Origin of the sequence: Halorubrum lacusprofundi ATCC 49239 (genome assembly GCF_000022205.1) — an archaeon.
Lineage (GTDB): Archaea > Halobacteriota > Halobacteria > Halobacteriales > Haloferacaceae > Halorubrum > Halorubrum lacusprofundi.
In genome coordinates this window covers 259,891-273,817 of sequence record NC_012030.1, presented here as the reverse complement: position 1 = coordinate 273,817, position 13,927 = coordinate 259,891, and the positions used below count along the sequence as shown (strand labels likewise).

12 protein-coding genes are annotated in these 13,927 nt (G+C 55.9%); 8 read left to right on the top strand and 4 right to left on the bottom strand.

Annotation, left to right across the window (positions count from 1 at the left end; translation table 11 throughout):
• Positions 1-26 precede the first annotated feature (26 nt).
• The 5 genes from HLAC_RS17055 (at position 27) to HLAC_RS17035 (ending at position 4,643) form a co-directional block, all read left to right on the top strand.
• Positions 27-2,051, top strand: coding sequence for a TRAP transporter permease (locus HLAC_RS17055; protein ID WP_012660233.1), 2,025 nt, complete (start codon positions 27-29; stop codon positions 2,049-2,051).
• A gap of 72 nt (positions 2,052-2,123) precedes the next feature.
• Positions 2,124-2,534 (top strand): cupin domain-containing protein, encoded by a 411-nt coding sequence (locus HLAC_RS17050; protein WP_012660232.1) that lies wholly within the window; start codon positions 2,124-2,126, stop codon positions 2,532-2,534.
• Positions 2,535-2,582: 48 nt separating this feature from the next.
• The gene (locus HLAC_RS17045) at positions 2,583-3,029 is read left to right on the top strand and encodes a universal stress protein (protein ID WP_012660231.1); all 447 of its coding nucleotides are present in this window, start codon (positions 2,583-2,585) and stop codon (positions 3,027-3,029) included.
• A gap of 88 nt (positions 3,030-3,117) precedes the next feature.
• Positions 3,118-4,272 (top strand): thiolase family protein, encoded by a 1,155-nt coding sequence (locus HLAC_RS17040; RefSeq protein ID WP_012660230.1) that lies wholly within the window; start codon positions 3,118-3,120, stop codon positions 4,270-4,272.
• 2 nt (positions 4,273-4,274) lie between these two features.
• Positions 4,275-4,643, top strand: coding sequence for a Zn-ribbon domain-containing OB-fold protein (locus HLAC_RS17035; protein ID WP_012660229.1), 369 nt, complete (start codon positions 4,275-4,277; stop codon positions 4,641-4,643).
• Between the two features lie 84 nt (positions 4,644-4,727).
• Here the strand turns inward: HLAC_RS17035 and HLAC_RS19055 are convergent, their stop codons facing one another.
• Complete coding sequence (locus HLAC_RS19055; RefSeq protein WP_088901962.1) at positions 4,728-5,036, bottom strand: hypothetical protein; 309 nt, start codon at positions 5,034-5,036, stop codon at positions 4,728-4,730.
• A gap of 27 nt (positions 5,037-5,063) precedes the next feature.
• On the opposite strand from HLAC_RS19055, the gene HLAC_RS17030 reads away from it, so the two are divergent.
• The gene (locus HLAC_RS17030; protein WP_141104813.1) at positions 5,064-6,263 is read left to right on the top strand and encodes a type I restriction enzyme subunit R domain-containing protein; all 1,200 of its coding nucleotides are present in this window, start codon (positions 5,064-5,066) and stop codon (positions 6,261-6,263) included.
• 9 nt (positions 6,264-6,272) lie between these two features.
• Here the strand turns inward: HLAC_RS17030 and HLAC_RS19745 are convergent, their stop codons facing one another.
• Positions 6,273-7,115: a hypothetical protein gene (locus HLAC_RS19745; protein WP_012660228.1), complete on the bottom strand. Its 843-nt coding sequence runs from the start codon at positions 7,113-7,115 to the stop codon at positions 6,273-6,275.
• A complete protein-coding gene (locus HLAC_RS17025) occupies positions 7,116-9,200 on the bottom strand; it encodes an N-6 DNA methylase (RefSeq protein WP_012660227.1) in 2,085 nt (694 codons plus the stop codon). It lies immediately after the preceding gene.
• A gap of 587 nt (positions 9,201-9,787) precedes the next feature.
• On the opposite strand from HLAC_RS17025, the gene HLAC_RS17020 reads away from it, so the two are divergent.
• A complete protein-coding gene (locus tag HLAC_RS17020; RefSeq protein WP_012660226.1) occupies positions 9,788-11,032 on the top strand; it encodes an integrase in 1,245 nt (414 codons plus the stop codon).
• A 514-nt stretch (positions 11,033-11,546) separates the two neighbouring features.
• Here the strand turns inward: HLAC_RS17020 and HLAC_RS17015 are convergent.
• Positions 11,547-12,155: a DUF6166 domain-containing protein gene (locus HLAC_RS17015; RefSeq protein WP_012660225.1), complete on the bottom strand. Its 609-nt coding sequence runs from the start codon at positions 12,153-12,155 to the stop codon at positions 11,547-11,549.
• A gap of 101 nt (positions 12,156-12,256) precedes the next feature.
• Here HLAC_RS17015 and HLAC_RS17010 point away from each other — a divergent pair, with 101 nt between their 5' ends.
• The gene (locus tag HLAC_RS17010; RefSeq protein ID WP_012660224.1) at positions 12,257-13,429 is read left to right on the top strand and encodes an ISH3-like element ISHla9 family transposase; all 1,173 of its coding nucleotides are present in this window, start codon (positions 12,257-12,259) and stop codon (positions 13,427-13,429) included.
• Positions 13,430-13,927: the final 498 nt, after the last annotated feature.

The following is a 13,927-nucleotide window of genomic DNA, read 5'->3' as shown; positions in this document are numbered from 1 at the left end:
AATAGCTGGTTACGGCACATTTATTCATGAGTTCAGAGACAGATAAACACAAACAAAGCGAGCGCACACTCGCGGACATCGAGCGGACTATTGATGAGAAGTTCCGCGATACCTATACGGAGGCCATCTGGCAAAAAAGCCCTGTGGAGTTGCTTCTGTATGGTGTAACAGTAATTTTCTTCTTCTATCACCTCTGGTACTCTCTGACGTTCGCGATTCCGGGCTCTCGTCACGGAATCATTCACCTTGCGATGGTGCTCGGACTATGGGGCATCTTCCAGATGCTCAAGAGTGACTGGAACACCCGTAAGGGTAAAGCCAAAACCGTCGCGTACGCGCTATACAGCGTTATATCGGTCATACCGCTGTACATATTCCAGCGTGATTATCAGAGTATCGTCCAGGCTGCGGGTATCTACAGCGACCAGCAGGCGTACCTCGGAGTCCTCGTCATCGTATTGGTCTTCATCGCACTGCTGCACATCTCCCGTCTCATCAGCGGTATCGTAGTGTTTGGACTCGTCTACTCGTATTTCGGGTCCTACATGCCGGGAATTCTGGCCCATCGCGGGCTGACCCCCCGTCGTATCATTACGATGAACACGGTCGAGATGCAGGGACTGTTCGGAACCCTCTTGCAGATATCTGCGACGTGGGTCGTCATCTTCCTGCTGCTGGCTGGGTTGATGGAGAAGTACGGCGGTATGGCGTCGTTCATCAAGGGGATGACGCGTATCGCTGCTCGGAGTAAGCGCGTCCAGATTGGACAGGTTGCAGTCGCCGCGAGTATGTTTATGGGGTCGATAAACGGGTCGACCGCAGCGAACACCGCGACGACTGGTGCGTTCACCATTCCGCTGATGAAAGAGAACGGTTACAGGGCGAAAATCGCCGCCTCCATCGAGGCAGTCGCCTCGTGTGGTGGACAGGTCCTTCCGCCTATCATGGGCGCCGGGGCCTTCCTCATGGCCGAACTCATCGAGCCAAACTACGCTGAGATTGTCATTGGTGCGGCCGCACCCGCAATCCTGTTTTTCCTCACCGTTGCTGTCGCCATCTCGCTGATTACGAGTAAGGACGTCTCGATGGAGATCCAGGTCAACTCCACATCCGAAGGCTGGTGGAGCCGGATCAAAGGAGTCGCAGGCGCCTTCGAGTATATCGGGATGTTCGCCGTCTTGCTGTACTGGCTCATCCCTGTCGGCGCCGACCCGATGGTCGCTGGCTTCTACGCCATCGTCACGCTCGTCGGCCTCCGCCTGGTGCAGGTCGTACGAGGTATTGCCCTGCAAGGAAAAGACATGCAGTCGGAGTTCAGGCTGTACCTGCGCGAGAGTCTCGAAGGTATCCGCCGCGGTGCAGAAGCGACCCTTGATATCACGATACTACTCGCCAGTCTCGGCATCGTCATCAGAGCGCTCATCGTCACTGGATTCGCTCAGCAGGTGTCGTCGTATCTGGTGTCGGTTGCTGGTGGCTCGGTCATCATCATGCTGTTCCTGGCGATGGCAGCGTCGATCGCCTTCGGAATGGGGATGTCGACGACCGCAGCGTACATGATCGTGGCCGTGCTCGTCGCCCCGTCGCTCGTCAACATCGGCGTGCAGGCGTACACGGCACACATGTTCGTGTTCTACTTTGCCATCGTCTCGAACATCACGCCGCCGATCGCACTGTCGGTGATCATCGCTCAGGGGATATCCGGCTCGGAGTTCTGGGAAACGGCCTTCGAGTCGCTTCGCATCGGGTTCCCGATGTTCCTGCTCCCCTTCTCGTTCTTCTACAACGAGGCCCTGCTGTACCCGAGCGCGATGACGCCAGTGATGTTCGTCGTCGTCTTCGCCGGGTTCGTCGCGGTGAGTATCGGTCTCATCGGACGCATCTCGGAGGACATTCCCACGGTGCTCCGGCCAGTGTTCATCGGACTCGGACTCGGTGCAATCTTCCTCCCGACGATCATCGGACAGGCGCTACTCGGAGTCGCCATCTTCGCAGCCTTGGTCTACTTTGTCCGTCCCACTACGTTCGGGCTCGGACAACCGGCCGAGTAACGCAGCACATCTTTCTCTCTCCCGTTTCGACGTAAGCAGGGGATTTATCTTCATTCTCGACAAGAGGTCAGTATGTCTGATGGATGGCAGCGATATCAGTTAGACGAGTCTGAGACACGGGACGACAAACCAGGCCGTCGGTGGGAACTCTCACCGAAACTCGACATCGATGCGTTCAACCTCAACGTCGCAATCCTGGAACCCGGTGAACGACTCTCACAGAACCACTTTCACTACCACGAGAACCAAGAAGAGCTTATCCACGTTACGGCAGGCCGGTGTCGCGTCGAAGTTGTCGACGACCGTTTCGTCGCCGAACAGGGGGATACGGTCCAGTTCGACGCCGGCGAGCCTGGCACACACCTCGTCCACAACCCGTTCGACGAGACGTGCCGGCTCATGGCCATCGGCTGGCCACCAGAGGGACGATACCCGGTCGAACAGGTACAGACCTTCGAGGAGTTGCTCGCAGAGCGCGAATAGCCGAGCAGTTCCCGGGCTTATAAGACCCAGCAGAGAGTACTCTATTGTATGTCAGGAATAGTCGTTCCAGTCAGTCGTAAGGAGAGTCAGACGAAGCGGCTCGTCGACGGCATTATCGATTTCCCGCAGATCGGCACCGACACTCGGATTACAATTGTCAACGTCTTTGAAGAGTTCGACCCAGACGAGCAGTTCATGACGAAGGGTATCGATATCGATTCGGAGGCGCTGTTCGAGGAAGAGCAGGTCCCGGAGACAGTGACGATGGCCACGGAAACCCTCACTGAGGCGGGCTACACGGTCGATATCAGACGCGAACACGGCGACATCACCGAATCCATTTTGGACTGTGTAGCGGATATCGACGCAGACGGAATCGCCATGACCGGTCGCCAGCGAAGTCCGGTTGGAAAGGTATTACTGGGAAGTGTGACGCAGAGTATACTGCTTTCCGCCGAGTGTCCGGTTGTCGTCATCCCGAAATCCGACGAGTAGAACTGTCGCCAATACTCTCGACAGGAGGCCATCGAGTATCGACAACAGCAAGACTTACAACCGTTCCCGGAGACCTCCCTATAGAGCAATGAGTAACCAAGTCGCCATTATCGGTGGCTCTATGACGAAGTTCGGGGAGCGCGACGCCTGGGTCCGCGAGTTACTCGCGGAGGCGGGCGAAGCGTGCCTCGACGACGCCGGAGTTACCCCCGACGACGTGGAACACGTGTACGTATCGAACATGGCAAGCGGTGAGTTCGAGGGACAGACGGGCATCATGAACGCCCTCGCCCACGACCTCGGACTCATGCCCGCCTACAGCCAGCGAATCGACCAGACCAGTTCCAGTGGCGCGGCGGGTATCTACGGTGCCTGGCAGTCGGTCGCTTCGGGCGCCAGCGACATGACGCTACTCGTGGGCGGCGAGAAGATGACCCACAAGGACACCGCCGGGTCGACGGAGGTTATCGCGTCGATTACGCATCCTGAAGAGTACAAGCACGGTGTCACTCTCCCCTCCTTTGCCGGGATGACAGCGCGGCTGTATCTCGACAAGTACGATGCACCACGCGAGAGTCTCGCAAAAGTCGCTATCAAGAACCACAAAAACGGCGTCGACAATCCGAAGGCACAGTTCCAGAAGGAGATTGACATTGAGACGGCGATGGAGAGCCCGATTATCGCAGACCCGCTTCGGCTGTACGACTTCTGTCCCGTCACGGACGGTAGCGCAGCGCTCATGTTCTGCCCGGTCGATGTCGCCGAAGAGTACGCAGACGACTACGTTGTCGTCTCTGGCGTCGGCGGCGCGACGGACACGCACGTCGTCCACGAGCGCGACGACCCCACAACGATGGGCGGTGTCGTCGAGTCCGGCCAGGAAGCATACGAGATGGCGGGTCTGGGACCGGACGACATCGACGTGGCCGAACTCCACGATATGTTCACCATCCTCGAGTTCCTCCAGATGGAGGGACTTGACTTCGCCGACGAGGGCGAGGCGTGGAAACACATCGAGGACGGCCGAACGGAGAAGGACGGCGAGTTGCCGATCAACACGTCCGGCGGACTGAAATCAAAGGGCCACCCACTGGGCGCATCTGGCGTCGCTCAAGGATACGAGATTTACGAACAACTCATGGGCGAAGCCGGTCCACGGCAGGTCGACGCTGATACCGGACTGGCCTGTAACGTTGGTGGTTTCGGCAACTGTGTGATTACGACTATCATGGAGGCGAACTAACAATGGGATTCGACGCATACCGCTGTGAGAACGGACACGCTACGTTCCCAGGACATCCGCTCTGTCCGGAGTGTGGCGAACCGCAGGAGGAGGCAATCGACCTGAGCGAGCGAACCGCCGAGGTCGTCACGTGGACGAAGAGTACGGCGACGCCACCTGGCGTCCGCCAGCCGAATATGCTCGCCATCGTCGAGTTCGACGTCGACGGCGAAGCCGTCCGCGCACTCGGAGGAGTGACGACAGAGGATATCGAGATTGGCGATACCGTCGAACCAGTCTACGTCGAGGAAGTGCGTGAACCCGGTGCCGGCATCAAGCCGGAAGACGTCGACCAGGAGTGGGACGGCTACCGGTTCGAACCCGTCTCGTAAAGAGATCACACACCGGTTCGAAATCTCCATCGAGTTGTACGTGGTCCGACATTCCAACCCGAGGATGTAGCGGAGGTCTTATTTTCAGTCGTCGAGAGGCAGCGGGCGCACAAGAGACGTAAGAACAGATTCGTGAAGTCCCTCGGCGGCAACCGCAGCGGTGAGCTGCTGGACTACGTAGAAGGCGACCACCGCCACGACAGCTCCCTTGACTGGCAACGTCGTCGCGACCGCGACACCGATACCGAGGTTTCGGAGCCCTGTTGCGAAGAAAAGCGAGATAGCACGCTCCCGGCCGACGAGCGAGACACAGCCGACCGCGAGCAGCGCGGTAAAGGCGAGGAAACCGATGGCCGTCAACCCGACGACGATGAGCGACTCGCGCAGTTCCACACAACGACGGAGGAACGCACATCCATCGTGGACGAGTTTAAGCGACCGGGCGAGTCTCCACTGATGCTCGTGGTGTGCGATATGTTGTTGACGGGTTTCGACGCACCTATTCTGCGGACGATGTACCTTGACCGCCCTATTCAGAACCACAACCTCCTGCAGGCGATTGCGCGAACAAACCGAACACAGGAGGGAAAGGAGTTTGGTGAAATCATCGACTACACGGGCATCACTCGTGACATCGATGGGATGTTTGAGTACGCCGAGGACGAGATGGACGCCTACCTTGACGAGGACAAGGACGAGTTCATCGAGCAGTACGAGGCACTCATCAACGACATCTTCGCGATGTTCGACGGTCTCGACCGCGACGACCGCGAGGGAACCGCCGTGTTCAACAAGTGGTACGACTGCCTCGATACCGAGCCCAAGTTGGAGAAATTCCTTCAGAAGTGGCGGAAACTGAAGCGGCTCCGCGCGAACATAGCGCCGGACGAACGTCTGCTGAAGGACGGTGAACGGCTCGAAGACGACTACCGCTGGATACAGGCGCTCGCCCAAGCGGTTGATACGTCGCAACCGCCGCCACAGGATGATTTCAGGAGTCGCACGCTTGAACTGGTGGACGAGTACGTTGAGGTGTACAAGGAGTCTGAGGGAGGCGAACACGTGCGGACAATTAATGGTGCAGACATCGAAGCGGCTCCCGTCCGCATCGCCCGCAAGAAGGATGACCTGCTCGACACGCTGGATGCGCTCGAACAGATGTCGCCCAAGTACAAGATGCTGAGTGAGAAGGTCCAAGAAATCGCGGTCCGGTGGAATGATAACTCCCTGACCAGTGAGGAGGCGTTGGAGCGGCTTCGTGAGCTTGAGGTCGAAGTCGAACAGGCGGAGCAGGAGTTAGCGGGTTCGACGCGTGAAGAACGGGCTCGTGAGGCAATCAACGCGCTGTTGGATGAGGAGTACGGCGATGCGTTGTCCGCCGATGAGTCTACAGAGTCGGTGGCAGAGTTGGTTCTGTCGGTGTACCAGCAGACCGAGGAACAGATGCGGGGCGCGTTCGAGGAGAAGCTCCGCGAGCGGCATATCAGAAACCTCCGAACCGCGCTGGCCAAAGATGACCCCGAACCCAAGGAGATGGGGCTGGCGATGAGCGACGAGTTCCTCGAAGACGCCGTGTACTATCTCGATGAAACGGTTAATACGCGAATTCGGGCGCTCTAATACTGGCTGTTAGAAGTCGCCCAGCGTGGTGTTTTCCCGAGCTTCTGCGACTCCGGGGAGGTCCACAACATCGGAGTCTGCCTCCTGTCTCGCCTCTCGCCCGACGAGGACGGACGTGAGTTCTCCGGCTCCCTCTTCTCGCATCTGTAGCATCAGGTCAATTGACTCCTTGAGTTCATCTAACCTGTCTCCCATCTCCAGCGTCTCCAACACGGCTTTGTCAAGTTCGTCCCGCTCGGCTTCGGTATCCTCGCGGGTCGGTTCTTCGTGGGAGAGTTCGGCGTCCATCAGGTCATCGAACGCCGACTTGATTGCCTCCTTTTTTTCGTCCTCAAATTCGCGGGGGTTCGGCACCGTCCACAGTTCCGTCTCGTACACCTTTGTCTGCAGGCGAGTCATCCCCTGCCCGCCAGCACGTCGTCCCTTCAACTCGTTAGAGAGCCACACGACGCGGGAGTTAAGCAGACCGCCGAGAAGCTTCTGGTCAACGTCGCCGTGTGGGGCCACGTAGTAGAATCGGTCTCCCGTCGGGGCATCGGCATCGTTCCAAAAGACACGATGTGTCGTCCACGTGAACATGGTGGAGAGAATCTTGGGTCGCGAGAGGTTGCCAAGGTCGAACCAGATGTCCCGTGTTCGGGTCGTGGGGCGGTCATGATACCCTTGTTCCTCCCCTGATTCGATGTATTCGAGGAGGGCTCGATGGTCGTTTTCAGCCAGCCACTCCTTTACCTGTTGTTCGTCTGTAGTGCCGAAGTCCGCATCGTCGCCAGTCGCCTCCTCTACGTAGGGGTGCGAGTCGATGATGCTCCATTCGCTGGCGTCCTCGTTGGTTACCCGGATTCTATCCACCTACCCAGTCGCCTTCAACGCATGGGTCGAGTAGGGTTCCAACCCAAGTTCGTCAAACTCGTCGGTGTGACCGAAGAAGAACGGGTTCGCCCCAGTCGTGATACCGCGACTGACGCCTGCGATGTCGCCCAGTTCAACGACGGCAGGATGGGCGTCGAGGTCGAAGTATAGCGGGGGTGCGAAGAAGAAGACGTTCCACTTCTTCTCGTGGTGAAGCGCCGCCTGTTTGCGCGTGACCAGCCGATAATCATCGTTCGTGACGAGCTTGTTCGGCTCGGCTTCCTCCTCAACGATGGCCGCGATGTCATCGATGCTGAGTTCCTGCTTCAGTCGGAGAAATTTGGCGACGTTCGAATCGCGCTCGCTCTTGTCGCTCTGCCGACGAAGGATGACGACGCTTGAATCCACCAACGCGTCATCGAACACCTGTCGGTCGAACTTGATTATCGCTCGTATTTCGTAGTTATCGAGCAGGAACTGTTGAACGTCCTCGCCATATTGGGTGTCAAGCCAGCGGTCACTTGTTATGAACCCGAAGTCGACGCCGTCCGCAAGGAACTCGGTTCCGTGGGTGATGAAGTACGCGTAGATGTCTGAGTAGCTGGACATATCTTCAGCGTCGATTTCGTCGCTGGAGAGGTGGTTTCGAACCTTGTCCTTGTCGTCGATGTTCTCCTGTCGAATGTACGGCGGGTTCCCAACAACGGCGTCGTAGCCGCCGCGTTGGTCTCCGAGTCCCTCTTCAGTTTCTGTGCCTCCCGCCCCTGCCATCTCTCGCCCGCCGAGCTTCTGGTACTTCTTCACGTCGAAGAAATCCTTAATTTCTACGTCAACCCACTCAGTGTAGGCCGAGAGGTCTTGAATGGCGAGATTAATGGCGGTCAGGTGCGCGGGAAAGCGGTTAATCTCCACGCCGGAGAGGTGGCTGAGGATGTGTTCGTGACCTCCAGCGGGTTCAGGAAGTTTGTCGTGTAATCGATGGTATGCACTCACGAGGAAGCCCCCACTTCCACACGCCGGGTCAAGCACCGTGTCGTCTGAGGACTGGACCGTCAACCGCGTGATGAGGTCGCAGATGGCTGGCGGCGTGTAGTACTCCCCCATCGCACGGCGGCGGTCGGCGGGGATGACTCCTTCGTAGATGCGGCCAATCACGTCGCTGTTGAACTGGCTGAGGTCGTAGTCGTCCAGTTCGAGGATGAAGGCGCGGAGCTTCCCCTCCACGGCGTCAAGCGGTATCTCGCTGTAGATGTTGTCGTGTTCGTAGATGGCTTCGAAGTCCACCTCATCCACCAGATGCGAAAAGTACTCTTCGAGGTCTTCCTGCACGTGCGACGGACGCGGAACTAACGGGTCGATGTCTTTTGAATACGTCGGTGAAGACTCCAGAATCTTGTAGAAGATTACCTTGTTGATTATCAGGTACGCGGCCTGCTGTGCGAATTCACGTTGAACCTCTTCCCGTTCGTCCTCGTCGTCGCGGTCGTACTCGATGCCCTGTGCGGCAGTCCACTGCTCAAAATCTGACTGGAAATCCTCGTCTTCGTTGAGGTGGTTTTCGAGTTCGGTTTCAACTCGGGGCGACATATACTCATGGAGAGTGTTGACTCGCTCGATGAACACGTCATCCACCGCGTCCCAGTTCTTGTCGCCCTCCATGAGGTCTGCCACCTCGTCAAGAAGCGTGTCCGCGAACTCTTCTGGGTCAGAGATAATGTACGACTTCTGCGACCGTTCTAAGAGCGGGACACCCTTCTCAAAGGCGTCGAACACCACGAGCCGTTTCTCGTTGTACGTGCAGAAGAAAGGCGCACCGAGGTCTCCGGCGTAGCCGAATGCCTGTCGGATAACATCGGCGGAATACGGGTCGGTCTCGCGAGAGCCGTCACCATCAGGTCGCTTCGCCTCAACGATGAACACAGGGGCGCCGTCGTCGTCAAAGACCACGATGTCAGCCCGACCCGACAACCCGTCGGTGTACTCGGCTCGTACGTCACCGTAGGTGACCGAGCCTCTGTCTGGCCGTTCGCTGATGGCGGCCTTGAGGTACGCGAAGAAGTCGAAGTGGATGTCTGCTTCACTCATAGTCCCAGAATATTACGACCATATAGCTCCCCTTAGTAGTACTTTTCTGAACCATTTGTCCGAAAGAAGTCCACGCTGATGGACTCAACACCAGCATCGACACGGACGAGACGCGTATCACCATCGATGCCGAAGAGGTGGTGGCCTGACTCCACGACTTCGAGGGAGAGTTACCATCCGCTGATTTGGAGACTACAACGGCGAACCACGAGGACTGGGACGACTACACGATGACAGATGCGGGAGAGTCGCTATTTGGCGGAGATTGAATGGTGTTCATTCTGGTATGAATTCGTCTGAGAAGGCGTTTTCTTGAATTCGAGCGCAATAGCCTGTGAGGAACACCTTACGAGCCTGATGGTTTGTCAAAATCCATCCTCCGACTTATTGCTGTCTTCAGCTTCCCGACTTTGATATAGCGAATTATGGTTTATGCGTATAGCGCCGTTATATCTCGATATTGCCATAGTTCGCTTGTCCCAGAGAGACAAGCGATTAGGGAAAAGTGTTATATTATAGTACGATAGTCTCTCTGTACAGAATATGAGTGTCTTAGAATTACCCTTGATCACAGCGAGAGGCCTTCTATGAGCGGATATCGGTATAGTTGGAACCGCAAGTCACTCGACGAATTGGTGGCGTTTTATAACGATACCATCGCCCCGAAGATGGTTGCTGACGGTCTCGAACCCAGGAAAGAATCTCCACCATACGAATGGCTGCTCGACAACGGCTTTTCAGGGCTTGCCGATACGCTCCGGAAGAACCACGAACTCACCCTCACTGAGTTTTACACCGACGTTGTCGGAGTGGGCGAAGACGAGGGTGACGCATACGACTGGGGGATCAGCTCTGAAAGCATGATCAGCGTGTTCGAGAAGTACCTCGAAGGCCGCAGAAGCAGGGGGAATCTTGCTGAGAGAACCATCCGCAGCCGTCGATCTCGACTCGCCCAGTTTGCACGCATCTATGAATCGCTGCACGGTCATTCCGATCTCGAAAGACACCTCGACGATGAGTACGATCGCCCAGAAGAGATCGACCGCTGTCTCGCTGTCTTCGATGTATTCAACCAAGAGTTAGCCAATGACGAGACAAAACTCAAGTACTACAGTGAGATTCGGCAGTTCTATGAGTACCTTGCTAACTTCAGGAGAGCTCGATACAACCCCATCAACCCCGTAGCCAACCAATATGATTGGGAAAGGAGCAAGCCCGACAACCCGACAGTCGACAGGGAGGGAATGCGTCGAATCTTCCACGAAGCAGATAACCCCGCTGACCAGCTGCTGGTACTGGGCCTTGGTGCGTGGGGTCTACGGCCTGATGAGGTGGCTTCGCTGCACGTCTCCCAGTTCGTCTTCGATACTGAGAATGATGACGGTAGTTACAGCGACGACTACATTGAGTTCGAGGAGCGCAAGAATGGACCGGGCACCGTCAACCTGATGTTCGGTGTCGACGCTGTTCAAGACCGCATTGCAGATCTCGAAGGTCCTGGATGGAACGGTTACCTGTTCCCCTCGAGTCAATCGTCGAGTGGGCATCGAACCGGGGAGACGATCAATAATCGGTTCAAGAGACTCGCTACAGCCGTTGATGTGACTGTTGACGGTGAGACACCGACGGCTAAGATGGGAAGGAGACTCTGGTACACGATGTATAAGAATGCGGTGACCGAACTGGCTGAGGAGTTGGAGGAGGTCGCTGCTGATCAGGGGTCCTCGAGTGCAGAGATTATTGTCTCGAATTACATCTCCGAATCAGAACGTCGCAAGTACCGGAGAGAGGTTTTTGGCGAAGAATTGGAAGCTGTATTCGGCAACGTCTGACTCTGTTATTGCTGATTTCGACGTTTTAGACTGGCTGTAAACTATATGCTGATATATTGTCTGCTTCGGTTATTCTGCCCTCTACTGAAGGGCAAATTGAACGTACCATTAGCCCCTGAAAAGTGGCTCAAACCCTCTCATCGGGAGAAAAGTCCTATATGGGCCCTCCAGAACGCCGAGGGAATGTAACTCGGCAGTCGGCAACCGGAGATTGGCAGTTGGCGTTCGGGAAGAGTCGACCGGTGACCAGGGAACGTCGACCGGTGACCGGGAAGCGACGATCATCGAACGGGTCTCATAGGATGGGAAAGACCGTTCGACAGTCGACGAACGGAAATAGTCAACCAACGATTGGGAAACGGCGTCAAGCGACCGGAAAACAGCGATCGCCGAACGGTTCTCATAGAGTGGGAGGAGCTGTTCGGCAGTCGACGAACGGAGATCAGCAGCCAACGAGCGAGAAGCATTAACTAAATGGAGGAATCCTCGCGTTTTAGCGCGGGGAGGATGTCAATTATTCAGTGCTATCGGATGTGTCTTGACTGCCAAGAGGTTCCTCGGGGAAGCGTGACTCAACAAACTCACTAACTGCCGATTCCAGCCTTTCTCTTTCGTCTTCTGTGAGATCAGACGCCTCGATCTCGCTTTCGAAGATGTCGTGTACCTGATTGAGCTTTCGCTCGTAAGGGGACATATCCAATTTTTCCAGGTTGAGATCCCTATCTTCGTTTTCCACAATCCGAACCCATTTCTGGACTTCCTCAGCTGTCAATTTCCATCCGTCGTCTAACGATTGTATATACACAGCGGCGAATCCCTGTGCCCGACGTCGGGCTACACCAGGATCAGTCGCGTGTGCAAGGATCGCGAGGGCTAACTGTTGGGAACCTGCACCAGTATAACTCCACGAACAACCACCCGATTGCCCATGTTCTTCGATATCGGTGCGAGGATCGAGTGGTTCCCCATCGGCTATCGGGGCGATGGAATCAGCAGTCTCGTCATTACTGTAGACTGTCTCGGAATCGGCCCACTCAACACCGTCTAACATCAGTACGGCGTCTTCAAACAAATCGGGCTGTCGGTGTTGTAGCAACCTCAGATCATCTAACAGCTCTTCCATTCGGCGGCGAACACTGCTCCGAACATTCGGTACTTCCCAACCGGTTTGAGAGCTGTAGCTGAAACGTAACTGTCATCAAGAAGATGTCTGGTTGAGTGAATGTGTTCACAATTCCTCAGCCAGACGGGCATCTTTCAGCCACAGACGTGAAAGAACTAGCGGAAGATATCGTTGAACAGCTCCCGCTGCCGGGAATCGAGGGCTCGCCCCTCGATTCCGGCGAGATCTGGGCCGTCGTTACCCTTGCAGCAGTCAACCAGACTTCTGTCTGGGAAACCTGCAAAGACAACGACAACGCTCCCTGTGACGATACTGTCATGGACTGGCTCCATACTCTCAACCGAGAGTGGCTAGAGCGGATTGCTAACGACCTACTGAAGGAGATGGCAATGACGATCCTCGACCCCGACCGGTCGAGGATAGTCTCCATTGATTTCGTCGATAACCCCTACCACGGGACGTACGCCGATGAGAGCGGCGAACTCTGTCGGATGGCTGCTAAAGACGGTACAACAACGTGTCACCGCTACTGCTCAGCATACCTCGTTTCAAACGGGAAGCCGGTGACGCTGGCTATGACGTACGTGCGGAGTGATGAGAGTGAGGCTGACGCGGTCGAGCGTGTCCTCGACCGCGTCGAGGCCTATCCCTTCGATATAGACCTTTTGTTGGCTGATCGCGGCTTCTACAACGAACGTATCCTACGTCGGTCACATGACATCGCTGCGACTGTCGTTCCCGTCCAAAAGAAGGGTAAACGCATGAAGAAGAAGCTAGACACGCATTGTTCGTACATGACGACCTATCGGATGTACAAAGACTGCAAGCGGGAACTGAAATTCCCACTTGCAGTCGCTGTCTCCTACCAAGCCGGAGATCGTGGCAAGAGCGGAGAGGTCGTTAGAGGGTATGTGGCGTGCGATCTGGCTGATCGCACGCCGAAGCGGGTCGAACAACTCTATCGGAAACGCTCAGCGATTGAGACCAGCTATCGCGTATTCCGCCAAGCACGGGTGGTAACGACGACTCAGGATTCAATCGTCCGCTTTGGGTTCGTCTTGGTTGGGTTCTTGCTGGAGAACCTCTGGCTCGTGCTTCGGTGGGCGGTCGTCGCCCGCCCACGGCGGGGCGGGCGCGACCTACCCGAAGAGTTCACGTTCAAGACCTTCTCTGACTGGATCAGACACGCATTAGAGGAGGAACTTGAGCGGAGTTGGGAGATCAAAATGAACGGCGTCGGTGTGCCGGAAGCGTACGCAGCGGCCGCGGGCTGAGCCAGCCCGCGGCCTCAGGTAAGCGTCTACTGAGCTACAGCACTCGTCTCTGACGGCTACATGAGTTCTCTCCGCTCGGTTCTGTTGATCTGTGAAACCTATTCCATTCTTCACAGAGTAACCACGCAGCGTTTGATCCAATGGAGCGTGACTCAGCACAGTTCACAAAGCAGCGTTCGGGAAGTACCGATAATAGATATAGCCGGTGACCGACTGAGTCATGATCTTGAACCTCTCGGATTGGTGTGAGCTCTATTGTTCGAAATATCTCCAATATTTCTAACGTTCTCTATAGTAGAGCCATTGGAGAGATAGCCAACAGTTCTTACAATGATAAAGGAGCAGATCGGGGCAGGGTTGTCTTAGGTGATTTCTATAGATTCTATCGTTCCCATTGTTTCTAACGTATTCAACAGCTCCAATAGTTCTGATGTTATGAGGATCAATAACATACACAATGGAACGGCTGAAGATCGTGTTTGAATCTCTCATTACTTC